The organism is Enterococcus haemoperoxidus ATCC BAA-382 (assembly GCF_000407165.1).
Taxonomy (GTDB): domain Bacteria; phylum Bacillota; class Bacilli; order Lactobacillales; family Enterococcaceae; genus Enterococcus_L; species Enterococcus_L haemoperoxidus.
The window spans coordinates 1,143,485-1,170,234 of record NZ_KE136480.1; the positions used below are offsets into that span (position 1 = coordinate 1,143,485).

At 35.0% G+C, this 26,750-nt stretch carries 13 protein-coding genes; 9 read left to right on the forward strand and 4 right to left on the reverse strand.

Annotation, left to right across the window (positions count from 1 at the left end; all coding sequences use genetic code 11):
- Positions 1-370: 370 nt before the first annotated feature.
- The 7 genes from I583_RS16810 to I583_RS15910 all read left to right on the forward strand — a co-directional run bounded on the left by I583_RS16810 (position 371) and on the right by I583_RS15910 (position 17,041).
- The gene (locus tag I583_RS16810; protein WP_016249913.1) at positions 371-11,407 is read left to right on the forward strand and encodes a Cna B-type domain-containing protein; all 11,037 of its coding nucleotides are present in this window, start codon (positions 371-373) and stop codon (positions 11,405-11,407) included.
- A 207-nt stretch (positions 11,408-11,614) separates the two neighbouring features.
- The gene (locus I583_RS15885; protein ID WP_010762435.1) at positions 11,615-12,538 is read left to right on the forward strand and encodes a phosphatase PAP2 family protein; all 924 of its coding nucleotides are present in this window, start codon (positions 11,615-11,617) and stop codon (positions 12,536-12,538) included.
- A 326-nt stretch (positions 12,539-12,864) separates the two neighbouring features.
- Positions 12,865-14,178 (forward strand): NCS2 family permease, encoded by a 1,314-nt coding sequence (locus tag I583_RS15890; protein WP_010762436.1) that lies wholly within the window; start codon positions 12,865-12,867, stop codon positions 14,176-14,178.
- 230 nt (positions 14,179-14,408) lie between these two features.
- Entirely contained in the window at positions 14,409-14,777 is a 369-nt protein-coding gene (locus tag I583_RS15895; RefSeq protein ID WP_010762437.1) for a MarR family winged helix-turn-helix transcriptional regulator, read from the forward strand.
- Between the two features lie 88 nt (positions 14,778-14,865).
- Positions 14,866-15,969: an NADH-dependent flavin oxidoreductase gene (locus I583_RS15900; RefSeq protein ID WP_010762438.1), complete on the forward strand. Its 1,104-nt coding sequence runs from the start codon at positions 14,866-14,868 to the stop codon at positions 15,967-15,969.
- A 156-nt stretch (positions 15,970-16,125) separates the two neighbouring features.
- The gene (locus I583_RS15905) at positions 16,126-16,401 is read left to right on the forward strand and encodes a hypothetical protein (RefSeq protein ID WP_010762439.1); all 276 of its coding nucleotides are present in this window, start codon (positions 16,126-16,128) and stop codon (positions 16,399-16,401) included.
- A 163-nt stretch (positions 16,402-16,564) separates the two neighbouring features.
- Positions 16,565-17,041 carry a GNAT family N-acetyltransferase gene (locus I583_RS15910; RefSeq protein ID WP_010762440.1) on the forward strand — a complete coding sequence of 159 codons (477 nt, stop codon included), beginning with the start codon at positions 16,565-16,567 and terminating at the stop codon, positions 17,039-17,041.
- Between the two features lie 109 nt (positions 17,042-17,150).
- Here I583_RS15910 and I583_RS15915 read toward each other — a convergent pair whose 3' ends face one another.
- Both I583_RS15915 and I583_RS15920 read right to left on the reverse strand, forming a co-directional pair.
- The gene (locus I583_RS15915; RefSeq protein ID WP_010762441.1) at positions 17,151-18,176 is read right to left on the reverse strand and encodes a YdcF family protein; all 1,026 of its coding nucleotides are present in this window, start codon (positions 18,174-18,176) and stop codon (positions 17,151-17,153) included.
- Between the two features lie 109 nt (positions 18,177-18,285).
- Positions 18,286-18,876, reverse strand: coding sequence for a lipoprotein BA_5634 family protein (locus I583_RS15920; RefSeq protein ID WP_010762442.1), 591 nt, complete (start codon positions 18,874-18,876; stop codon positions 18,286-18,288).
- Between the two features lie 210 nt (positions 18,877-19,086).
- Here I583_RS15920 and I583_RS15925 point away from each other — a divergent pair, with 210 nt between their 5' ends.
- Positions 19,087-20,283 carry a DUF998 domain-containing protein gene (locus I583_RS15925; RefSeq protein WP_010762443.1) on the forward strand — a complete coding sequence of 399 codons (1,197 nt, stop codon included), beginning with the start codon at positions 19,087-19,089 and terminating at the stop codon, positions 20,281-20,283.
- Positions 20,284-20,349: 66 nt separating this feature from the next.
- Here I583_RS15925 and I583_RS15930 read toward each other — a convergent pair whose 3' ends face one another.
- Both I583_RS15930 and I583_RS15935 read right to left on the reverse strand, forming a co-directional pair.
- On the reverse strand, positions 20,350-21,228 hold the full coding sequence (locus I583_RS15930; RefSeq protein ID WP_010762444.1) for a sce7725 family protein: 879 nt from the start codon (positions 21,226-21,228) through the stop codon (positions 20,350-20,352).
- Positions 21,228-21,899, reverse strand: a complete 672-nt coding sequence (locus I583_RS15935; RefSeq protein ID WP_010762445.1) for a hypothetical protein — start codon at positions 21,897-21,899, stop codon at positions 21,228-21,230. Before I583_RS15935 ends, I583_RS15930 begins: the two co-directional genes overlap by 1 nt.
- Positions 21,900-22,267: 368 nt before the next feature.
- On the opposite strand from I583_RS15935, the gene I583_RS15940 reads away from it, so the two are divergent.
- On the forward strand, positions 22,268-26,731 hold the full coding sequence (locus I583_RS15940) for a bacterial Ig-like domain-containing protein (RefSeq protein WP_010762446.1): 4,464 nt from the start codon (positions 22,268-22,270) through the stop codon (positions 26,729-26,731).
- Positions 26,732-26,750: the final 19 nt, after the last annotated feature.

Here is a 26,750-nt window from a genome sequence, read left to right on the forward strand (position 1 = left end):
AATCTATTAAAATCTAAGTATAAATCTGGAAAAACGAACAATTTATTGTTGGTTTTTCCAGGTTTTTTTAGTCTGTTTGGATAGTATGGATGTAAAGAACCCTTTTAGTTGAAGCGGAGTAATCAAAAAAATGCAAAACAACATATTTATTTTGTTATAGAGCCATAAAACATTACATATATGAAAATAATCATGAAACACATAAAATGAAAACTACCTGCATAAAGAAATAAAATAATAGAATCAGAAAGGATTTTTAAAGAAAGTGGCACAGTCATTCAATTGATCAAAATATGAATTAATATTCCATGCGTGTGCCAGACTATTTAAAAAAAGCATATTAGAGTAAAACATAGGGGGAATCTACTAAATGAAAAAGAAAACAAATGTACTATTAACCATAATTATGATAGGAAGTATTTTATTTGATAGCTTTGGAGCCTTTATTTTACAGCCAGTGTATGCACAAGAAACTGGTAGAGATTTAACTAGTTTGCCTGCATCGGAGTCTCTTTCTCGGGATGTAAATGGGAATAAGACGATCTTTAATGATGTATTACTAACTTTAAATGGGGAGGAAGTTACATCAGGTAATCCCTTGAAAAAGGGCGATACATTCCAAATTGAATATGCATTCTCACTTCCCGATGAACTTGGAAAAGAAATGCAAGATGGGGATTATTTTAAATTTACGTTACCAACAGATTTTGCTGCTTTAGGTGAGCAAAATGGTGAGTTGAAAGACCCAGCAACGGGTTTGCTATACGGAAATTATGCCTGTGATGCAGCAGGAAATGTAACGATGACATTTAATTCTGAAGTTCAAAAGCATGACAATGTTGAAGGGCGTTTAAGGTTCTCTATCACTTTAGATGAACGAAAAATTACGGTTCCTGGAAAGAAGAAAATACTCATCCCATGGTCAAAAGATGCAGAAGGAAAAGAGATCTTTATTAGTACAAAAATTACTTCTTTTATCCAAAAAGAGTATTTAAATACAAGATATGATTCAGATGGGGCGCCAATAGTTGACTGGAAAATTCTAATCAACCCAAACAAGAACCTGATTGAAAACCCAACTTTAACAGAAGAAACAACGAATAGTGAGTGGAAAAAAGTAGCTTCAGCTTATACTATTACAAAAATGATGAAAGCCAATGTAGATTTGGATGGAAATGTTACCGAAAATGAAGACGTAACAGGATTGCTCGCTTTTGATCCATCAGGTGTTGCGCATTTTCCATCTAACATTGAAGAATCATTCGTTTTATATCTAAGTACGCCAATCAATTATGCAGGTCAAGGAACGATTACGAACAAAGTCAAGTTGAGTAGCAGCAATCGACAAGATGAAGAAGCAAGTGCAAGCACATCACTGCAAGAACATGTGGATATCAGTAAAAAAGCCGGCGATTTTGACGAAAAAACACAAGAAATCAGTTGGACTGTAACATTTAACCCGAGTGGTCGTCACATTCCTAAAGAGGAGGCAAAATTTACTGATATCGTTGGTTTTCATCAAAATTTTATAAAAGACAGTTTGACCGTTTCTCCAACAGTTCCATACACAGTCACTGAAATCGAAGAAGGTTTTGAGTTTCAGTTTGAACAAGATATTGATCAACCTATCGAAATCACATACAAAACAAAGGTGACCTATCGTCCAAGTGAAGGTACGTCGATCAGTAACACGGTTTATCACGGAAAACATCATATCTCAGTACCAAAGGAAATTCCGGGAACAGGAGAAGAACCAGCTGAGCCAGAATCAACGGTTTCAAAGGATTATTTTTGGGATCAACAAAGTAATGAATTAGATTGGACGATTATTGTGAATCAAAACAATCGCTCAATCAGCAAGTGGTTTATCATCGACAAATTAACTTCAGGTTCTATGTTAGAGCAGTCGATCATTGTTACAGATATAACAACCAATAAACGATTGATTGAAAATCAGGACTATTCTTTGAAAATGATTCAAGAAAATGGTGAAATAAAAGGGTTTGAATTGTACTATTTGTCTAATGAGGAAACGAATCATACCTTTCAAATAAATTGTAAATCTCATTTTGATGATAATGTTCCTCATAGAAATGGTTGTGTGTATAGATATACACAAGGGGGGCAAGAGAAAGAAGGCCGTGCAGGTAAAGAATTTTATAGACAAAAAAATTCTATTCCCGTTACTAAATTTGGTACTTATCTTCCTAAAACACATGAAGTAGAGTGGCGAATCATGATCAATGAATCAAAATACAAGATAAATAAGAATAGTATGATTGAAGACCCCATTCCTGACGATCAGGAATACGTGGATGGTTCTGTAGAAGTTTTAGAGCAACGATATGAAAATACAGATTATAAACCAACGGAAAAAGCAACAGCGACTTTTGATCAAGGATCAAATAAAATACAAGCAAATTTTGATGAAGGGGCAGATTACCGTTTTTTGATCGTCTTTCGTACCACTTTAAAAAATAAGGAAGATATCTTAAAGAAAAAAGTGAAAAATATTGCATACTATGAAGATGATTACACACCTAGAAAAGCAGTTGAGGCAAGTGTTGGTTATAGCGTAGGTCAAGATATGGTCGTTAGAAAAGAAGGCGAAATCAGCAAAGAATTTCCAAATAGAATCAAGTGGAAAGTGATTATCAATGAGCATAAATTTGATTTGAAAAATGTAGAAATTGAAGACTACAATTGGATCAACAATCGTGCCTTATTTGATACTATGAAATTAGTTTATACTTCTGGTGACAATAAAGGAAAGACTCTGGAACGAGGAATAGATTATACGTTTGAACATACAGAACGTAGCTTTCATATTAAATTAATGAATGACTTAAAAGATTCTCTTGAATTAACTTATGATTCGGAAATCACGTATTCTAAGAAGGATATCCCAGGGCAGGAGATTCCCGTTATGAACAGTGTTAGGGTATCGGGAAGTGATCTTATCATAACGGACGATCCTCAGATAAAATCTGTTCCTGTGATCGTTCCTAAAAGTTCAGGTGAAATTATTGGAACGACAGAAGAATTACAAGTATTCAAAGTAATCAAGGGAACGCAAACTCCTTTAGAAGGTGCCGTTTTTGTATTATACCGAGGAGAAAAGAAAGATAGCGAAAAAATCGTAGAAAGAGTTACGACTGACGGACAATATGGCCAGGCCAGTTTCAGGTCATTAACCAAAGGGAAATATCTATTAGTAGAAGAAAAGGCACCTAAAGGGTATGCAGTAAGTCCAGAATTTGCTAAAGGAATAATTATTACTGTTACAGCTGATAAAGATAATGAAGTAATCCAGCGAACTGTTGAAAATGAAAAACGAACAAGAGAAACAACAGAAATCAGTGGTAAAAAAGTTTGGAAAGATTACCAAAACAAATTTAACACTCGTCCAGCATCCATAACAGTTCGCTTATATCAAAATGAACAAGAATACCAAGTTCAAGAAGTCAAAGCAACAGAAACAGGAGATTGGACATACAGTTTCACCAACTTGCCAAAATATGATACAAAAGGCAATGAGTATAACTATACGCTAAAAGAAGACCCAGTAAAAAATTATGAAACAAAAGTTGAAGGTACAACGATTACAAATAGCTATGAAAACAAAGAAACAACAGAAATCAGTGGTAAAAAAGTTTGGAAAGATTACGAAAACAAATTTAACACTCGTCCAGCATCCATAACAGTTCGCTTATATCAAAATGAACAAGAATACCAAGTTCAAGAAGTCAAAGCAACAGAAACAGGAGATTGGGCATACAGTTTCACCAACTTACCAAAATATGACACAGAAGGCAATGAATACAACTATACGTTAAAAGAAGACCCAGTCAAAGGGTACGAAACGAAAATCGATGGAACAACAATCACAAATAGTTATACAAATAAAGAAACAACAGAAATCAGTGGAAAGAAAATCTGGGAAGATTACCAAAACAAATTTAACACTCGTCCAACGTCTATTACAGTACGCTTATTCCAAAACGATAAAGAATATACTGTAAAAGAAGTCAAAGCAACAGAAACAGGAGATTGGGCATACAGTTTCACCAACTTGCCAAAATATGATACAAAAGGCAATGAGTACAACTATACGTTAAAAGAAGACCCAGTCAAAGGGTACGAAACGAAGATCGATGGAACAACAATCACAAATAGTTATGAAAACAAGGAAACAACAGAAATCAGTGGTAAAAAAGTTTGGAAAGATTATGAAAACAAATTCCAAACGCGTCCAGTATTCATAACAGTTCGCTTATATCAAAATGAACAAGAATACCAAGTTCAAGAAGTCAAAGCAACAGAAACAGGAGATTGGGCATACAGTTTCACCAACTTGCCAAAATATGACACAGAAGGCAATGAGTACAACTATACGTTAAAAGAAGACCCAGTCAAAGGGTACGAAACGAAAATCGATGGAACAACAATCACAAATAGCTATGAAAATAAAGAAACAACAGAAATCAGTGGAAAGAAAATCTGGGAAGATTACCAAAACAAATTTAACACTCGTCCAACGTCTATTACAGTACGTTTATTCCAAAACGATAAAGAATATACTGTAAAAGAAGTCAATGCAACGGAAACAGGAGATTGGACATACAGTTTCACCAACTTGCCAAAATATGACACAAAAGGCAATGAATACAACTATACGCTAAAAGAAGACCCAGTCAAAGGGTACGAAACGAAAATCGATGGAACAACAATCACAAATAGTTATGAAAACAAAGAAACAACAGAAATCCGTGGAAAGAAAATCTGGGAAGATTATGAAAACAAATTTAACACTCGTCCAGCATCCATAACAGTTCGCTTATATCAAAATGAAAAAGAATACCAAGTTCAAGAAGTCAAAGCAACAGAAACAGGAGATTGGGCATACAGTTTCACCAACTTGCCAAAATATGATACAAAAGGCAATGAGTATAACTATACGTTAAAAGAAGACCCAGTAAAAAATTATGAAACAAAAGTTGAAGGAACAACGATCACAAATAGTTATACAAATAAAGAAACAACAGAAATCAGTGGTAAAAAAGTTTGGAAAGATTACGAAAACAAATTTAACACTCGTCCAGCATCCATAACAGTTCGCTTATATCAAAATGAGCAAGAATACCAAGTTCAAGAAGTCAAAGCAACAGAAACAGGAGATTGGGCATACAGTTTCACCAACTTGCCAAAATATGACATAGAAGGCAATGAGTACAACTATACGTTAAAAGAAGACCCAGTCAAAGGGTACGAAACGAAAATCGATGGAACAACGATCACAAATAGCTATGAAAACAAAGAAACAACAGAAATCAGTGGAAAGAAAATCTGGGAAGATTACCAAAACAAATTTAACACTCGTCCAACGTCTATTACAGTACGCTTATTCCAAAACGATAAAGAATATACTGTAAAAGAAGTCAAAGCAACAGAAACAGGAGATTGGACATACAGTTTCACCAACTTGCCAAAATATGATACAGAAGGCAATGAGTATAACTATACGTTAAAAGAAGACCCAGTCAAAGGGTACGAAACGAAAATCGATGGAACAACAATCACAAATAGTTATACAAATAAAGAAACAACAGAAATCAGTGGTAAAAAAGTTTGGAAAGATTACGAAAATAAATTCCAAACGCGTCCAATGTCTATTACAGTACGTTTATTCCAAAACGATAAAGAATATACTGTAAAAGAAGTCAAAGCAACAGAAACAGGAGATTGGACATACAGTTTCACCAACTTACCAAAATATGACACAGAAGGCAATGAGTATAACTATACGTTAAAAGAAGACCCAGTCAAAGGGTACGAAACGAAAATCGATGGAACAACAATCACAAATAGTTATACAAATAAAGAAACAACAGAAATCAGTGGTAAAAAAGTTTGGAAAGATTATGAAAACAAATTTAACACTCGTCCAGCATCCATAACAGTTCGCTTATATCAAAATGAACAAGAATACCAAGTTCAAGAAGTCAAAGCAACAGAAACAGGAGATTGGGCATACAGTTTCACCAACTTGCCAAAATATGACACAGAAGGCAATGAGTACAACTATACATTAAAAGAAGACCCAGTCAAAGGGTACGAAACGAAGATCGATGGTACAACAATCACAAATAGTTATACAAATAAAGAAACAACGGAAATCAGGGGTAAAAAAGTTTGGAAAGATTACGAAAATAAATTCCAAACGCGTCCAATGTCTATTACAGTACGTTTATTCCAAAACGATAAAGAATATACTGTAAAAGAAGTCAAAGCAACAGAAACAGGAGATTGGGCATACAGTTTCACCAACTTGCCAAAATATGACACAGAAGGCAATGAGTACAACTATACGTTAAAAGAAGACCCAGTAAAAGATTATGAAACAAAAGTTGAAGGAACAACGATCACAAATAGTTATACAAATAAAGAAACAACGGAAATCAGTGGTAAAAAAGTTTGGAAAGATTACCAAAACAAATTTAACACTCGTCCAGCATCCATAACAGTTCGCTTATATCAAAACGAACAAGAATACCAAGTTCAAGAAGTCAAAGCAACGGAAACAGGAGATTGGACATACAGTTTTACCAACTTGCCAAAATATGACACAAAAGGCAATGAATATAACTATACGTTAAAAGAAGACCCAGTAAACGGGTACGAAACGAAAATCGATGGAACAACAATCACAAATAGCTATGAAAACAAAGAAACAACAGAAATCCGTGGAAAGAAAATCTGGGAAGATTACCAAAACAAATTTAACACTCGTCCAACGTCTATTACAGTACGTTTATTCCAAAACGATAAAGAATATACTGTAAAAGAAGTCAAAGCAACAGAAACAGGAGATTGGGCATACAGTTTCACCAACTTGCCAAAATATGACACAGAAGGCAATGAGTACAACTATACGTTAAAAGAAGACCCAGTAAAAGATTATGAAACAAAAGTTGAAGGAACAACGATCACAAATAGTTATACAAATAAAGAAACAACGGAAATCAGTGGTAAAAAAGTTTGGAAAGATTACCAAAACAAATTTAACACTCGTCCAGCATCCATAACAGTTCGCTTATATCAAAACGAACAAGAATACCAAGTTCAAGAAGTCAAAGCAACGGAAACAGGAGATTGGACATACAGTTTTACCAACTTGCCAAAATATGACACAAAAGGCAATGAATATAACTATACGTTAAAAGAAGACCCAGTAAACGGGTACGAAACGAAAATCGATGGAACAACAATCACAAATAGCTATGAAAACAAAGAAACAACAGAAATCCGTGGAAAGAAAATCTGGGAAGATTACCAAAACAAATTTAACACTCGTCCAACGTCTATTACAGTACGTTTATTCCAAAACGATAAAGAATATACTGTAAAAGAAGTCAAAGCAACAGAAACAGGAGATTGGGCATACAGTTTCACCAACTTGCCAAAATATGACACAGAAGGCAATGAGTACAACTATACGTTAAAAGAAGACCCAGTAAAAGATTATGAAACAAAAGTTGAAGGAACAACGATCACAAATAGTTATACAAATAAAGAAACAACGGAAATCAGTGGTAAAAAAGTTTGGAAAGATTACCAAAACAAATTTAACACTCGTCCAGCATCCATAACAGTTCGCTTATATCAAAACGAACAAGAATACCAAGTTCAAGAAGTCAAAGCAACGGAAACAGGAGATTGGACATACAGTTTTACCAACTTGCCAAAATATGACACAAAAGGCAATGAATATAACTATACGTTAAAAGAAGACCCAGTAAACGGGTACGAAACGAAAATCGATGGAACAACAATCACAAATAGCTATGAAAACAAAGAAACAACAGAAATCCGTGGAAAGAAAATCTGGGAAGATTACCAAAACAAATTTAACACTCGTCCAACGTCTATTACAGTACGTTTATTCCAAAACGATAAAGAATATACTGTAAAAGAAGTCAAAGCAACAGAAACAGGAGATTGGGCATACAGTTTCACCAACTTGCCAAAATATGACACAGAAGGCAATGAGTACAACTATACGTTAAAAGAAGACCCAGTAAAAGATTATGAAACAAAAGTTGAAGGAACAACGATCACAAATAGTTATACAAATAAAGAAACAACGGAAATCAGTGGTAAAAAAGTTTGGAAAGATTACCAAAACAAATTTAACACTCGTCCAGCATCCATAACAGTTCGCTTATATCAAAACGAACAAGAATACCAAGTTCAAGAAGTCAAAGCAACGGAAACAGGAGATTGGACATACAGTTTTACCAACTTGCCAAAATATGACACAAAAGGCAATGAATATAACTATACGTTAAAAGAAGACCCAGTAAACGGGTACGAAACGAAAATCGATGGAACAACAATCACAAATAGCTATGAAAACAAAGAAACAACAGAAATCCGTGGAAAGAAAATCTGGGAAGATTACCAAAACAAATTTAACACTCGTCCAACGTCTATTACAGTACGTTTATTCCAAAACGATAAAGAATATACTGTAAAAGAAGTCAAAGCAACAGAAACAGGAGATTGGGCATACAGTTTCACCAACTTGCCAAAATATGACACAGAAGGCAATGAGTACAACTATACGTTAAAAGAAGACCCAGTAAAAGATTATGAAACAAAAGTTGAAGGAACAACGATCACAAATAGTTATACAAATAAAGAAACAACGGAAATCAGTGGTAAAAAAGTTTGGAAAGATTACCAAAACAAATTTAACACTCGTCCAGCATCCATAACAGTTCGCTTATATCAAAACGAACAAGAATACCAAGTTCAAGAAGTCAAAGCAACGGAAACAGGAGATTGGACATACAGTTTTACCAACTTGCCAAAATATGACACAAAAGGCAATGAATATAACTATACGTTAAAAGAAGACCCAGTAAACGGGTACGAAACGAAAATCGATGGAACAACAATCACAAATAGCTATGAAAACAAAGAAACAACAGAAATCCGTGGAAAGAAAATCTGGGAAGATTACCAAAACAAATTTAACACTCGTCCAACGTCTATTACAGTACGTTTATTCCAAAACGATAAAGAATATACTGTAAAAGAAGTCAAAGCAACAGAAACAGGAGATTGGGCATACAGTTTCACCAACTTGCCAAAATATGACACAGAAGGCAATGAGTACAACTATACGTTAAAAGAAGACCCAGTAAAAGATTATGAAACAAAAGTTGAAGGAACAACGATCACAAATAGTTATACAAATAAAGAAACAACGGAAATCAGTGGTAAAAAAGTTTGGAAAGATTACCAAAACAAATTTAACACTCGTCCAGCATCCATAACAGTTCGCTTATATCAAAACGAACAAGAATACCAAGTTCAAGAAGTCAAAGCAACGGAAACAGGAGATTGGACATACAGTTTTACCAACTTGCCAAAATATGACACAAAAGGCAATGAATATAACTATACGTTAAAAGAAGACCCAGTAAACGGGTACGAAACGAAAATCGATGGAACAACAATCACAAATAGCTATGAAAACAAAGAAACAACAGAAATCCGTGGAAAGAAAATCTGGGAAGATTACCAAAACAAATTTAACACTCGTCCAACGTCTATTACAGTACGTTTATTCCAAAACGATAAAGAATATACTGTAAAAGAAGTCAAAGCAACAGAAACAGGAGATTGGACATACAGTTTCACCAACTTGCCAAAATATGATACAGAAGGCAATGAGTATAACTATACGTTAAAAGAAGACCCAGTCAAAGGGTACGAAACGAAAATCGATGGAACAACGATCACAAATAGTTATACAAATAAAGAAACAACAGAAATCAGTGGAAAGAAAATCTGGGAAGACTACAAAAATAAATTCCGAACACGTACAAATTCAATCACGATTCGTTTATATCAAAATGATCAAGAAATGAAACAACAAACGGTCAAAGCAAATCTGAAGACAGGTGATTGGAATTATACGTTCACTGATTTACCAAAATACGATGCAAAAGGCAATGAATATCAATATAGATTAAAAGAAGAGCCAGTTAAAGGGTACAAAACAAGAATCGAAGGTACGACAATCATCAATACCTATGTAAATGAAGAAACAACCGAAATTACAGGCAAGAAAATCTGGGAAGATTATCAAAACAAATTTAACACTCGTCCAACGTCTATTACAGTACGTTTATTCCAAAATGATAAAGAATATACTGTGAAAGAAGTAAAAGCAAACGAAGATGGTGACTGGAATTACGCATTCACAAATTTACCAAAATACGATGGTAATGGAGATGAATACAAGTACACACTAAAAGAAGACTCAGTCAAAGAGTACAAGACAAGAATTGAAGGTACGACCATCATTAACAAGTATATAAATAAAGAAACAACCGAAATTACTGGTAAGAAAGTTTGGGAAGATTATCAAAACAAATTCCAAACGCGTCCAATGTCCATTACAGTTCGTTTATACCAAAATGACCAAGAATATGCATCAAAAGAAGTAAAAGCGAATCAGCTTGGTGACTGGAATTATAGCTTCACAAACTTGCCTAAATACGATACAAAAGGCAGCGAGTATAACTATACGTTAAAAGAAGACCCAGTCAAAGGCTATGAAACAAAAATCGACGGAACGACGATCACAAATAGCTATGAAAACAAAGAAACAACTGAAATCAGCGGAAAGAAAATTTGGAAAGATTTCCAAAACAAATTTATGACCCGCCCAGATTCAATTACTGTTCGTTTGTATCAAAATGCTAAGGAATACAAAGTCCAAGAAGTAAAAGCAACGAAAGCAGACGATTGGAACTATCGTTTTAGCGATTTGCCTAAATATGACATCAAGGGAAATGAATACAACTACACGGTGAAAGAAGACCCAGTAAAAAATTATGAAACAAAAGTTGAAGGTACTACGATCACTAACACCTATACAAATAAAGAAATCACCAAAATCAGTGGGGAAAAAATCTGGAAAGATGATCAAAATAAATTCCAGACTCGTCCAAACGCAATTACCGTTCGCCTATATCAAAATGACAAAGAATACAAAGTCCAAGAAGTAACAGCCAATGAAACTGGCGACTGGAACTATACCTTTGTAAATCTACCAATATATGATAATGAAGGCAACGAATACAATTATACCGTGAAAGAAGACCCTGTAGAAGGATATGAAACAAAAATCGAAGGCACAACAATTATTAATACACATGTTCCAGAAGAACCGACAAATTCAACGGATATAGAACAAGATCATGATAAAATAGAGCATATAAAACACTATCCTAAAACTGGTAGTATCCAACAACCGATACTTAAAATAGTAGGGCTAGTATTGATCGCTTTAATAGGGATCGTCTGGTATAGAAAAAGCAGAGAAGTTTAACCTTAAGTAGTAAAATAGAAAGAGCGAGCCAAGAATCATTTGATTATTGGCTCGCTCTTTGTCTTTAGACTAACAAAAAGACAGCGATGAAGCCAAACAATAACAATGGATTTAAAGATTTACCCAATCTTAACGAAATCTATACGAGGATCATACACCAACTCAACAATTCTTTTCTACAATTTAATATAGAGAGGAGGTTCATTAATGAACTTTATAAAAGAAAAAAGCGAATTGGCTATAGTTGCATGTTTAGGAATATTATTGTTGATCGGTGGTATCTGGGATAAACAAATCAGTCAAGGAATAATGAATCAAGGATCGTTATTTGGCACATTCTTTCAAAATTATGGGTTGATTTTTCCAGGAATTATTCTATTTATGTCTACTCAAATTTTTATTTATTATGCGAAAAAAAGTAATTTACCAAACTTCGGTAAGGGGAGTATCTATTTTATTGCTATTATTGCTGGGCTATATCAAATTTGGCAAATGATCAAAATCATGCTTTTTTATACTGTAACGTCACTGAATAATCGTCAAAATAATCAACCAATAGGTGCTGCCAATAACGATGGTGGTGGAGCAATGAGTTTTCCAAATTGGTTCTTTCCAGCTCTCGTTATTCTTTCATTATTTACGTTTGCAGTGGGATGCATGTTGTGTAATCGTTGGCTCAAAGGAAAAAATCAGCAGGAACTAAATGGCTTAGTTTTGATTGGTTTGGGCGCAATCGTGACGGTTTATGCTGCGAATACCATAGTAGACGTGATGAAAACTCTTTGGGGTAGATTCCGACCTTACGAATTGCAAAGTAATTGGGCAGAGTACACAAGTTGGTGGAGTATCAATGGAGCGAATGGTCATAAGTCATTCCCTTCAGGACATTCAGAACAGGCTTGGTTAGCGTTATACTTACCACTTTTTGTTGATCCTTTGAAAAAGAAGAAACGTCAAATAATGGTGATCTTGGCAAGTGTATTCGGTTGTTTCGTTGCTTTTTCTAGAGTGCGGATCGGCGCACATTTTTTGAGTGATGTAGCAGTTGGTTCTGTGATTGCTATTTTTGTGATTTATGTAGTTTCTCGTCTTTTAAATCAACGGTTAGACGGGGAATCTTTATCAGAATAATATCGTTGTTAATAGTGAAATGGCAGGTTTTCTTAATGAAGAAAGCTTGTCATTTTTTTATTTAGGTTAAATATTGTAGAGGGGTTACAGTTAGTACCCTTTGTATTTACTTATTCTATTCTTTATTATATGATTGAACACGTTGTTTAAGTAATACATTGCCATTTTACGAACAACGTGTTCATATTTTAGCTAGCTACACAGGCTAGTCTCTCGGAAAAAAGATAAAATCTGCTTGTGACAAAAAGCGTCACAAACCTATTTTCCTATTTTTCTGTCGAGGCTAAACGAGCCTGCTACGCTTTTAAATTTTAGGAGGATATCAGGTGAAAGGAAAAATTATTTCCTATTTTGAGATCGACAAATTAAATACGACTATGAAGCGTGAATTTCTAGCTGGGTTTACGACATTTATTTCTATGGCGTATATTCTATTTGTTAATCCAACTGTTTTAGGAGCTTCAGGAATGGACGAAGGTGCAGTTTTTACTGCAACAGCTTTAGCGAGTGCTTTAGGGTGTATATTGATGGGGATTTTTGCTAAATATCCGATCGCAACAGCACCAGCGCTAGGGATCAATGCCTTTTTTGCTTATTCTGTTTGTGTGGGAATGGGTGTTCCTTGGGAAACAGCGTTAGCAGGAGTTTTTGTTGCATCCCTGATTTTCATTTTGATCACTGTATTCAAATTACGTGAATTGATCATCGATGCAATACCAGCAGATTTAAAATACGCTATCTCTGGCGGAATCGGTCTGTTCATTGCTTTTCTAGGTCTAAGTGAAGGTGGGATCATTGTTTCTAATGAGTCAACACTAGTTGCTTTAGGGCCGTTGAATGTTGGATCGACTTGGCTGACTATTTTTGGTCTAGTGATTACAGCTATCATGATGGTGCGTCGTGTTCCTGGAGGAATTTTTATCGGGATGACCGCAACAACTATTTTGGGATTGGTAACGGGTTTGATTGAAGTGCCGGCTAAAATCATTTCAGCAGCTCCAAGTCTGAAACCAACATTTTTAGTTGCGTTAAAACATGTTGGAGACATTAATTCTTTACAGTTATGGGTTGTTGTCTTAACGTTCTTATTAGTGACATTTTTTGATACGGCTGGAACGCTTGTCGGTTTAGCAAATCAAGCAGGTTTTATGAAAGACAATAAAATGCCACGAGTTGGAAAAGCACTAGCTGCTGATTCAACAGCGATGCTAGCAGGTTCTCTTTTAGGAACTTCTCCGGTTGGTGCGTATGTAGAATCTTCTGCAGGAATTGCAGTTGGCGGACGTTCTGGATTGACAGCTGTGACGACTGGCCTTTTCTTCATTGTTGGACTATTTTTCTCTCCACTGCTTTCAGTCGTAACGTCTCAAGTAACAGCGCCAGCTTTAATTGTTGTGGGTGTTTTAATGGCTCAATCACTTAGCCAAATCAAATGGAAAGAAATGGAAATCGCAATTCCTTCCTTCTTGATTCTTTTAGGAATGCCTTTGACTTACAGCATTTCTGATGGAATTGCACTTGGGTTTATCTTCTATCCAATCACAATGATCGCTGCAAAACGTGGCAAAGAAGTGTCACCGATCATGTATGCGTTATTCTTTGTTTTTGTAGGATTTATGTGGATTTTAAACGCTAATTAAGTAGAAAATAGTAACCAAACAAAGACGACGAGACAAAAGTTTAGCTCCGAGAAATAAGATGGTCTTCAACTCATAGAAGTTGAGGTGATCGGAACGGAGTGTATTCTACTTTTTTCTCGCCGTGTATACAGTCTCTTGTGTAACAGTGAGTTTCTTAAAATTTTGACTTTTCTACTAAAAACAAGCAAAATATAACTAGTTGAAGAGAATAATCTGCGAGGGATGATCAAATGGAAACACCTCTTATATCACAATGGCTGGATTACACAAAGAAGCAGTCCATGGTTGAAAAAAAAATAGAAGAAATGTTAAAGAAAAATAGTCACCTCACAACAAGTGAGTATTATGCCTTATATCAACTTAAACAAAATGGACGTCACATGAGGCTGAATGATCTAGGAAATTATCTTTGTTTAAGCCAAAGTGCGCTGTCTCGTTTGATCAATAGGTTGGAAGACAGAACGCCTCCAGTTATTGAGAGAAGAAATTGTGCGGATGATAAACGTGGAGTTTATATTGATTTGACTAATGAAGGGGTGACACTCGTGTCATCTGTTGAGCCGGAAGTAGATGCTATTTTGAAAAAGTATTTTATATAGAAGACTAAAGAGTTGCTTTTTAGTCTTCTATTCTTTATTATATAATTAGTTGCATGCGCATGCATGTATAGGTTGAGGAGGAAAATTGATGAATATTGTAGATACAGGTTTAACATTTAAAAGAGGACTACACTTAAAAAATAGATTGGTTGTTGCACCAATGACAACAAAAATGTCTTTTTTTGATGGTGTTGTAACGAATGACGAAATTGAGTATTACGCATTACGTTCAGGCGAAGTGGGTGCATTTATCACGGCTGCAGCCAATGTTCATGAAGGTGGTAAAGGTTGGGATGGAGAATTGGGTGTTTATGATGATCGTTTTATTCCAGGGCTTGCTAAATTAGCTGCTGCTATTAAAAAGAATCATACAAAAGCAATCCTGCAGATTTTTCACGGTGGTCGTATGACAGATTCTAAGGTCTTACAGGGTGTTCAACCTGTTGCACCAAGTGCTGTTGCGGCTGAACGCCCTGATGCGCAAATACCAAGAGAATTAACTGAAGATGAGATAATCGAAATCTTAGAAAGCTTCAAACAAGCAACGAAACGAGCAATCCAAGCAGGTTTCGATGGTGTAGAGATTCATGGAGCTAATACCTATTTGATCCAACAATTCTTCTCTCCTCATTCTAATCGACGTACGGATGATTGGGGTGGATCATTAGAAAAAAGATTTAAATTTATCAATGATTTAGTTGATGGTGTCACAGAAGTTGTAGATCAATCTGGTGTAAAAGACTTTGTAGTAGGGTATCGTTTTTCACCAGAAGAATATGAAAATCCAGGGATTCGCTTGAGTGATACGTTGTTCTTAGTGGAGCAATTGTCTAATAAGCCTTTGGATTATTTACATTTGTCAATGAGTAATTATAGAAATCATTCAGTTAGTGATGAGTTCAAGGAAAAACCAATTATAGAGTATATAAAAGAAGCAATGAATAACCGTCTTCCGTTGATCGGTGTAGGAGATATCAGAAATGGTGCAGATGTCAAAGAAGTATTGGCAACGGCTGACTTAGCAGCTGTTGGTCGAGCAATTTTGATTGATCCTCATTGGGCACAAAAAGTGCTAGATAGACAAGATCAATTGATTCGAACAGAACTTTCTCACTATGATCGAGATGAGCTGCGAATAAGTAATGGGGTTTGGGGATTTTTAGAATTAATGATGCCTGAGCGCCTGAAATAAAAATAGGCTTGATAGAGGGCTGTATGAGGGAGAATTCCTTATACGGTTCTTTTTTTGTTTAAATTAGATATTGTTTATTATCGAAATGTTTAGTACAATTTTACTATAAATAAAAATATTTTTTTGGTCTTAAAAATTATTAGGAGGTTAAGCAAGATGAGTAAAAAATATCTAAATTATGTAGGTGAAATTATTACAGACGTGGAGTACCACGGCTTAGGAGAACCGGAAAAATTTTTAGAAGTACACATGGAGGTAGAGCTTCCGTTTCGACTGTATTGTAGGATGGGGGAACAAGATTGGGAAGAGGTAACAGAACAAGAACGTTTAGTCTTAGTTGATCAGTTACAAGATAAGAAATCAAAATATTCTAAGAGTGACTATCAATTTTATACATTGGACTTTTATCTAGCTAGCTTAGGTGGATTATAACTTACAAACATAAATGAAAGCGTTTTAAAATATACTGATCAATAAGATAAATAGAAAACCATTTACTAAATATCAAGTGGTTTTCTATTTTTATTTACTTTAGATCACATAAGTAGGTACAATAGAGTTAGAAGAGAAGATCAAAAAGTGGAGGTGCCTCATAATGACAATCAAAATAGAAAAAGTAGCAATAACCCACCCAGATTTATTGAATTTAGTGCAGGAATTAAATGATTTTTTCAATGAAGAATGGGGAACTGAGATAGCTCAAGGGTATCAAAATCATCACAATCTAGCTGAAATGGCCTGTGCAGTTGTGGCTTATGATGATCAAGTTGCAGTTGGATGCGGTTGCTGGAAACTATTAGATGAACAAACACCAGAGATTAAACGAATGTATGTAAAACAAACGAGCCGTGGTAATGGAGCTGCTGGAGAAATTATCCAAGCGTTGGAAGCAGATATGCTGGAAAAAGGGTATCAGCAGGTCGTTTTAGAAACAGGTAAAGACATGTTAGGTGCTATTCGATTTTATGAACGACACGGGTATCATATTATTCCAAATTATGGTGAGTTTATCGGGGATAAGCTATGTATTTGCATGAAAAAAATAATAAAAGAGAGCGTAAAACAAAACTAAAAATCAGTTTTGTTTTACGCTCTAAATCCGAATAAACGGCGAGAAAAACCCATCTATTTTTAAATACGCTAATTATTTGGCTGTTAAATGATGATAGACAGTAGTAGATTTATATAGGTAATAGACTGATAAAAACGAATGCTAAACAGACTAAAATCATAGAGGCTGTAAACCACTTATATTGGGATAATAAAGCAATATATTCGCGAATAAGCGCAGTTGGAAGGAAATATAGAGCAGTTGGAGCGCCAACTCCTTCTGCTTTTAAATGAGCTTTTCTAGCATACAAGGCCCCTCGCAATACATGGTAATTATTTGTTGAAAAGAGAATCGTTGGTACCTTCTCTTTATTTTCCCAGTCTTTAAAAATAATCTTTTTAGAAAAAGCCATATTTTCAAAAGTTGTTGTCGATTGATCTTCCACTAGAATGTGATCTTCTGGTATTTCTTGTGATAGCAAATACTTTTTCATAGCAAAGGCTTCTGAAACGGGTTCATCTGCTCCTTGTCCACCACTAACAACAATTTTGGCATTTGGATTTTTATGATAATACTCGATTGCTTTATCCAATCTACTTTTAAGCAGTGGGGGAACTTCTTCACTTCTGATACCAGAACCTAATACAATGATGTAATCGACCTTTTTTTTGATTGGAATCATTTGATACATCCACGAATAAAATAAATAGCAAGTGAACAGAAAAGAAAAGAGCAAATCACTTAATAATAGAAAAAGTAATATTGAAAAAAGCCAGAGCGGAATCTTACTAGAGCCCATAGACAATAAATAGAAAAAAGCTGGTACGGTAATAAGTAGATTGATCCCTAATAGCGCGGAAAGTTTTGCGGTAACGCTGCGACCTTCTTTGGTTTGCATCGTATGTGTGTTAAAAATAAAAAAGGCGCATACGATTAAAAATATCAAGGGAAATAACGTGTAGAAAATAATAGTGACAAGTTCTGAACTATTTGTAGAAATTTCACTTATTTTTATCAATCCTACTACGAATAAAGTCAAAATAAGAAACAAGCCGCCAAAGGCAAAGAGCATGCCTCCAAAAAAGCTGCGACGTTCCTTTAGTAAAATAAGGCCCCCGATAATAATAAAAATACAAGATATAATAACCAATGGCATTAAACGTTACTCTCCTTCTTCAACTAAATAAGATGGAAAAAAGTCATTCATTTTTTCCATCTTATTTAGAAATTTTGCGAGAGTAGCATCAATTTAAAAAGCTTGTGTTCTATCTCTCGTCGTATAGTTGATTCATTTCAACATTATTATAATTGATTAGAGCCTTAGATGCATCAGATTTGACTTTTAAGACACCGAGACTAATTGGTGAACCAGTAAACTCGTTGTATTGATTATCTGGGAGAATGAACACGCTATTGACATAGGCGGATGATTCACCTAATGTCACATACTCATGTACTTTAGAAGAAAATGCTTTGTTTGCTTCATCTTTAATTAAAGGTGCTTCTTCTTGTGAAAATAAAGTTGCTTCATCTTTAGAAATTTGTTTTATTGGGCTAAACGTATAATTATTTTTTGAACCAGATACTTTTTGAAAGCCATTAAATGCAGTTATTTTTTGTGCATCACTTGTACTTAAAACAAGAGTTTTCGAATTTTCGACCCATTTACCATTAACCACGATCGATTTTTCGATATCCTTTTTTTGTGAATTGATTGAATCCGTTACTTTTTTTTCATCTTTATCTAAAATAATTATTCCGTATACCGGCTTGTGCTTGAAATTATTATAGAGAAAAAGTCCTCCTATAGATAGGACAATTAGACTTAAGATAGAAATTAAAATTTTTTTTAACATGAAAACTCTCCTTTTATCATTATTTAACGATAGTATATAAAAAAAACAAAATTTTCATCATCGATTAAGGTGTATATGAACGAACAATAATGAAAGATAATATGGATTTTTTTGTAATTAAATCGCATAAATAATGTCTAAAGCTTGCTTTTAAGCACAATAAATCTATAATATTTATGAGATGCTAAGTTAAGCGTAGGGGGATTAAGTGTGGAAAAAAACAAATTTAGTATAACATTACCAGAAAAAATAGTAGAAGAATTTCATTTAGAAAATGAAGATGACGTAATAGTAAGTATCAAGGATCAAAAAATAGTGATCGAACCAAAGAAGAAAGCAGCTGGGAACCAGACACTTTCATTAAGATGGTTTTTGATTCCGACAACGGTGATCAGTCTTTTGTTTTTGGGATACCTATTTTATACTGATAAAACCCAAATTGCGTTGGTTGGAGCGTATTCAATTGCGAATTTTGTTCTTTCATTCGGTGTATTGAGTGGTGTATTCAGCTTTTTACTCTTTTTTATCAAAGGAAAAAGAAATCAAGTTACAACGCAATCCAAGGATATTTATTGGCGAAATTTCCCTACGATTTTGCTTTCGTTTATTGTTATTTTAGTCTTTGCGCTACTCGTTTTTTTCAAAGTGATCGGTTTGGTGTTTATCGGGGCAACTTTTGATCGTTATACAGCAACACTGTTATTTTTTGTTTTTGTAGGACTAGTCAATTATTTTATGATTTACTCGGCATTGTCTATCACACCAGCTAAACTGACTAATTTATTGATTTTTGTGATTATTGGCGGTGTTTTACTTGCGATGATCACGAATAAGGATTATCAATGGTGGCAATTTAACTTTAGTTTTTTAGGGACAATTGAAGCCAAAAGTAGTTGGCAATTTAATCTGACGTTGATGTTTTCATCTTTGTTGATGGTGGCTTTGATCGATGGATTATTTGTAGAATTGCAAAAAGCGATTCCGCATAGCAAGAGATTGACTATTTTGCGGGTACTCTTAACTTTAACGGCACTTGATCTAGGTGCTGTAGGTCTATTTCCATATACGGAAACAGGACCTTTTCAGGGAGTTCATAACCAAGTTGCGGGGTACTTAGTATATTTGATCGTCGTTCTGATTGTGGGAATCAAGTGGCTATTGCCTAATGTAACCAAAGAGTTTTTGTCGATTTCTTATATGATTGCGGCAACATTAGTTGTCGTTGTTGTGTTATTTCAATGGACAAGCTATCTATCGCTGACGGCATTTGAATTATTATCCTTTATGTTGGCGTTTAGCTGGATTGTCTTGTTACTTCAAAATCTTCAGAAGATGGCACAAAATATTAATAATACATTTCAAGTAAAAGTTAAACTGGATCCTGAAAAGCAAGTGGATCAGGATTAATATGTTTGGCTTGATAAATAGAAATAAAATCGGGTTAGCGCTAAGCATGAAAGTTTAGCGTTAACCTTATTTTTTATTGACTTGATTCGTTTTATCAAGATACCGTGACATAAGTTCCATATGATGCATCACAGCCGCTTTTCTCATAACGCCCATTCCTGGGAATTTATTTTTTGCAACAGCCTCAAGCAGTAACTCGATTCCCAACGTCATTTCTTTTCCGCATAATTTATCTGTCCAATCGTTTATCGCATTCATAAGCTCGAAAAATTTATCTTTTTGAGTAGGGGAATCCTCACCTGAAATAAAATGATGGATCCGCAATTGATTACTGTCAAAATAAACAAGATGCAAGCTCAAGTGTTTTGAAGGATAGCTATGTTCATAGTAAACACGGCTATCAATAGAGAAATCACTAAATCCGATAAAACCACTTTTTTGAAAGGTCAAATGAGTATCTGAAAAAAATTCATCCTGACATTCTTGATAAAAACTGGATTTAGGAAGTCGGGTAAAAACATCTTGTGAAAGAATTTTCTCCCCTTTAACTTTTTGCAGCAGACGGAATTCTTTGGGGATGAGGACTTTTGTTTGATTTGCTTGCCAGTCGCTTTCTAGTGCAGGTGTTGAATTTCCAATCACAAATAATTCCGGTTCTTCGCTCAATGTTTCGATAGGCTGTTCAACGATCACTGCTTTTTTTAAGGATAATGCGTTTAGATAAAGGAGTCCGTCTTCAGTCAAAAAATCACCAGCTTGAGGGTTTTGAATAAGATAAAAAGGCTGATTTTCTTTTTGAAACAAGTGAATGAATTTTTTTAGTGCATTGGAATTTTTGACGGGTTCGATGATCGGGAGAATCTGAGAAGACAAGCGTTTTTGTTCTACTAATGTTGTCAAAGCGAACAAATCAAACTGCTTGCCGCGAAAATAAGGATAATACATTATTCTTCCTCCAAAAGGCGCTGTTCCAATTCAAAATAAGCCTCACGTGTTGCGTCCAATTCGTTCTTTAAGGCTTCAACAGCTTGATTACAAATATCTTCAGCAAAGCGATCATAAAAATTGACTCCGCCGCCAAATAGATCATAATCCGGTTGTCTTTTCTTCAACTCTTTATAGAGCTGATCCGTTGAAAAGACACGTAAGCCACGTGCAGTTTGTTTGGCTTTACCGACTTCTCGAGCCTGTGCTGTGATCAAACGGAAAAGCAATTCTTGTTCATTGACTAAAAGCTCTTGTTTTTGCGGCTTTTTTTCTATTGTAAAGTAACCCGGCAGCATTTGGTTTTCTGTAGAAAGATACTGATGATAAACCATAGCGCCGATATGACTGGGGATTTCTTCTTTTATTTTTTCAAAAAGAGCAACTGGTAACACAAAATAATTATAATTTCCGATAAAGGAAAGCTTTGCCTTGGAACGAAAATCAGCTTTACTTGCCTTCAGCTCATAACAACGCCACTCAAATTGATTCTCAACAGTCAAGCGACAGCTTAAGGTATCAACAATACCTTGATCCTCTGGCATTGTTACTTCTTCGACCACAACATCTCCGTTTTCTCGACAGTAATAATATAAAACTTCTTCCATTTGGGTCGTTAATGACGTTTTCATGTTTAACTCCTTTTTTCTTTTATACTACTATAAAACGTACGTTCGTAAAAATAAAGTGTTTTTTCATTTTTTATTATAATTTAAAAAAAGGTAATTAATTTGTTGATGGAGAATAGTAGTTTAAGAAGTGCTGGTAATATCCATTAAAAGATATATTTTTTAAATATTTACAAGAATTTATTTTCATAAATAGTCCTATTTTTTTTGTAAGAAAAATCAGATTTAAGTTAGATATAATAGCGGTTTTACTAGAGATAACAGCAGATATGTTTTTATTTTTTGTTAAAATATAAAAAAATAATCATAATAAAGTTTAAAAAAGTATAATATATTATTATATGAAAAAATTAAGATGAAGGAGTTCGTTCATGAAAAGAAGAAAATTACATATCTTGATGCTTGCGGTACTACTCACACAGAGTTTTGGTTCAACCGTAAGTGCTTTTGCAACAACGACCACGAATATAGATGGAAATTCCCAAAGTGAACTGTCAGGTGACACACCAGTAGAAGCAACTTCTGTAACTGACTTATCAAGTGATGGAATGAAACAATCGTCGGAAAGCCAAAATACAAAAACAAGTGAAGGGGATGGCTCGGGAACAAGCAATCCTTTAACAGGAGATTCTGTTGGTGGGATAGAGCAGGCAACTACAGAAAGCTTACCAACGCCTGAAACAAAAACTGCAGAGACAAATATGGTGATTGAAGATGAGATTTTAGCAAACATGACGCTTACAGATATGGCGGGGACTGAATACAATCAGACAACTGTCACCAGACTGCTGAATTCAACACCTGTAACAGCAAAGCTTAATTTTGTGATAGAAGATAAAGACTATGCACCAGGCTCAGTGTATAAAATGTCATTACCTGAGCATTTAGGGTATTCAGACGTTAGTGGTGAAGTAGCCAATGTTGGTGCTAATTGGTCAGTTGATGCGCAAAGCAAAACATTGACGATCACATTTAATCAACGAATTACGGAAACGCAGTTTAATTTAGATTTGAAGAGTTACGTGTTTACAAATGCTGAACCATTAGTAACCATTAAAACGCCAGGTCAAAAAACAAATCAATATAATTTTGATTTGTATGAAGAAGTAGCACCTATCAATTATGAAGAAACGACTAACCAGTACGGAATCAAAGGAACTATTTATTATAACTTGGATAGATCATTAGCTGGTAGTCAGACATTAGAATTAATAATGTCTGAAACACCCGGAGCAAAATTTTATAATACTTCTAAAGAACCAATCAATGTTTTCTCCTATGATGTGGATATCACAGGAAATGTGATCCCAGATTCAAAACAACTCTTAGAAAAGGATAAAGATTATACAGTCAATGAAGACGACACCTATCGCGGAGCAGTCACGATTACAAGTATGGATCAACAAAAAGCATACGCTTTATCCATTGATCGTGCGTTAGCGTTAGAGAGCGTTTCAAAGTATTCCTATAGTTTTTACAATCAATATCCAACGACTAAATTAGGATCTGTTAGTTTAAATCGTTCATCTGCACAATATGGCGGAATTGAATTTACAGCAAAAACAAGTAAAGATCAAAAATCTGTAAAAGAAGCCAATTTAGGCATGCTACAAGGTGCTAATTTCCAAGAGAAAGGAAATTATTATGTCTATATTTACGAACTCCCTACGCAAACTAAAGTAGGAGAACAAATCATTTTAGAAAGTAAAAATGGACAAAAAATCACTGATTACAAGCTTTCTGCTTATGATAAAGAGTACAAAGCGGTTCCGATGAATGATTTTTTTGATATAAAACAAGAAGAGAATAAATTAATTTTAACGGCAACTAAAGACAGTGTGCTAAAAATAAAAGCGGATAAGTTGATCATTCCTTTTGACCAAAAAGACATTGATATTGCTGTTAGTACACCTGTTGTCAATGGCGGCAAAGAAATAATGCTGGTTTCTGATCAATACCTTCAGCCAATCTCCATCATCAATCCCAACAATGTAGAAACAGCTTGGGGAAACTATGATAGAAACGGCGCCTACTCTGGTGATACAACAATTGCAATCGAAGGAAGCGATAAAAATCCTGTAAAGAACGCAACAATCAAAATTGAACACCCAAACTATTTACAGTTAAGAGCACCTAAAGGGGAGTACGACTATTACAAACTAGACAAAGATTACACGATAACGGCAGTTGAAGGCGGCTCTCTTATTAAGTTTACAACGCCTGTCACTCGTTCTTTCAATCTAGATTTAGGTTTTAATTATATCCCAGATAGTCTTGAAAAAAGTAAGAGTATCCCTGTTGATACCCTTGCTGTGACACTAAGTGCAGATGACTATGAAGCAGTGGAAACAACCGTTAGAACAGGTAGAAAACAGTACTCAGAGCGAACGCTCCAAGCTAGCAAAAATCAATTTTTAGTAAACGCAAGAAATGATTCATTTGACGCGTTGAGTGTCACAACGAAAATTCCAGCTGGAGTAGATGTCATTTTTGATATTTATGATGTTTCAAATGACCAAGTGGAATCAATTTATCCCCAGTATTGGGATCGTGGGTACTACTTTGATAAACCTTTAGCACCGACTAGCGCAGCTTATCCGAAAATTACATTCGACGAAACTGCAAATAGTTATAAATTTGATTTTGGTAAAACCTCAAAACGTTATCTTATTGAATACAAGTACGCCAATGGCTGGATCGATACAAAGACGATCAACGTGACTGGAAGTGCTGCTGAGCCATTATATGGTGATCAGATCATGTCAACATCAGTATCAGTAAACAACGAAGGAGCAGAAATCTTATCTGCCACTCAAACTAGCCATGAATCTTTGAAAAACGTAACAAAAAATGAAGTCAAAACCAAAAATATCAATAGCAGAACACGCAGTGTTAAAAATCCGACCTTTGATATTAAAACGAAAGGAAATACAAATGCTGGAATCGATTTAAATTCAATTGTGATCGATGGTGTTCCAAAAGATTCGTATACAATCAAGCAAACGGCTACAGGCGCTCAAATTATTTTTAAAGAGTATACGTTAACTGAAAATATCACAATTACTTACAATACGATTTCTAAAAATGCAGGACAAATCTCTACCGAAACCATTATTAGTGCAGAGAATTTAGAACAAATGACAGAAGCTCGCAGAACAGCTACAACAACAGCTCTTGTTTTAAGGTTCTCTGATGGAGATGCTGAAGGAGTCGTTTATTTGGCTCAAGCGCAATTTCACGCGTATAATGAAAACGACCCAACAATAACTATTCCAAATGTCTCTTTTGAACTAGTGGATAATGTCACCGATAATCGTACGGGATTTACCACAGATGAGAAAGGTGAATATCACTTTGACGCGATCATGTCAGGAGAATATACATTAAGAGCAACGAGTATCCCAGCAGGGTATACGATTGAAAAAGAATATATCAACGGAAAAGTGCTTAAATTGACGAAGGGGATAAATCAGATCGGCGTTCCTCTTGCAGAAAAAAGGGTTGACCAAACAAGTATCAGCGTAAAAGATTCAACCATTTATGTAGGAGCAAGTTGGAAGCCACAAGATAACTTTATCGAAGCCACCGATATAGATGGAAATCCAGTTATGTTCGATCAAATAACTGTAAATGGAGCAGTAGATACCACAAAAGTCGGTGATTATGAGATTATATATCATAATAAAAACAAAGAAGCGAAAGCAACCGTTTCTGTCATTGCAAATCAGGAGACGTTAAAAGTCAAAGATTCAACGATCTATGTAGGTGATTCATGGAAAGCCGCAGATAACTTTGAGTCAGCGACCGATCAAAATGGGAAAACTATCCTGTTTGATGAGATAAAAACTTCTGGAACCGTTGATACAACAAAAGAAGGAATCTATGAAGTAATTTATCACTTTGAAGGACAAACAGAGACTGCTAAAATCACTGTTTTAACAAACGAAACGACCGTTCGCGGAAAAGATTCAACCATTTCAGTCGGTACAAACTGGACGCCAGCAGATAATTTTGTGGAGGCAAAGGACAAAACAGGAAAACCTGTTGCTTTTGATCAAATAACTGTAACAGGAACTGTCGACACAAGTAAGGTAGGAAAGTATACAGTCACATACGAAAACCAAGGTCAAAAAGATCAGGTCATCGTTCAAGTTGTCTCTACACAAAAAACACTTGCTGTCAGAGATTCTGTTATCTATGTGGGTGATACATGGGAAGCTGTCGATAATTTTGTATCAGCGACAGATGCTGCAGGCAATGATGTTTCAATCCAAGACATTACAGTAACAGGATCTGTAGATACAACTCAAGCAGGAGTCTATGAAGTTGTTTATGGAAACGACACCTTAAAAGAAACGGCCAAAATCACTGTAAAAGCCGATCAATCAACTTTGATCGTAAAAGATTCCACTATTTATGTCGGTGATGATTGGAAAAGTGCAGATAATTTCGTGTCAGCAACTGATCGAGATGGCCAAGCAATTTCTTTTGAAAAAGTAGAAGTAACCGGAAGCGTTGAAACAAAGGAAAAAGGGAAACAACAAGTATCCTACAAGGTTCAAACAGCGCAACAATCTGAACCAAGTAAAGCTAAAAAAACGGCAAAAACGGATAAACAACTGACTGCTACCGCAACAATCACAGTCTTAGAAAAAAATGTACCAAAGCCAAATCAAACAAATAAGAATCAACCCCATATTTCAAAACCAGACAAACAAGGGAACTATCCTAAAACTGGTGAAAAAATCAATTATTCTTTCAGTTTGATTGGGCTGCTCGTTGTAATGGTCACAATAGTTAGCGTGATCCGAATAAGAAAACGAAGAACCGATTAACTGAACGCTACAGAGGATT

What these genes read in the sequence shown, in the direction of transcription:
- I583_RS15915 (WP_010762441.1), bottom strand. Translation starts at nt 18,176, where the DNA reads ATGCCATTGGTTATTATATCTTGTATTTTTATTATTATCGGGGGCCTT.
- I583_RS15905 (WP_010762439.1), top strand. Translation starts at nt 16,126, where the DNA reads ATGAGTAAAAAATATCTAAATTATGTAGGTGAAATTATTACAGACGTG.
- I583_RS15935 (WP_010762445.1), bottom strand. Translation starts at nt 21,899, where the DNA reads ATGAAAACGTCATTAACGACCCAAATGGAAGAAGTTTTATATTATTAC.
- I583_RS15940 (WP_010762446.1), top strand. Translation starts at nt 22,268, where the DNA reads ATGAAAAGAAGAAAATTACATATCTTGATGCTTGCGGTACTACTCACA.
- I583_RS15910 (WP_010762440.1), top strand. Translation starts at nt 16,565, where the DNA reads ATGACAATCAAAATAGAAAAAGTAGCAATAACCCACCCAGATTTATTG.
- I583_RS15885 (WP_010762435.1), top strand. Translation starts at nt 11,615, where the DNA reads ATGAACTTTATAAAAGAAAAAAGCGAATTGGCTATAGTTGCATGTTTA.
- I583_RS15920 (WP_010762442.1), bottom strand. Translation starts at nt 18,876, where the DNA reads ATGTTAAAAAAAATTTTAATTTCTATCTTAAGTCTAATTGTCCTATCT.
- I583_RS16810 (WP_016249913.1), top strand. Translation starts at nt 371, where the DNA reads ATGAAAAAGAAAACAAATGTACTATTAACCATAATTATGATAGGAAGT.
- I583_RS15930 (WP_010762444.1), bottom strand. Translation starts at nt 21,228, where the DNA reads ATGTATTATCCTTATTTTCGCGGCAAGCAGTTTGATTTGTTCGCTTTG.
- I583_RS15895 (WP_010762437.1), top strand. Translation starts at nt 14,409, where the DNA reads ATGGAAACACCTCTTATATCACAATGGCTGGATTACACAAAGAAGCAG.
- I583_RS15900 (WP_010762438.1), top strand. Translation starts at nt 14,866, where the DNA reads ATGAATATTGTAGATACAGGTTTAACATTTAAAAGAGGACTACACTTA.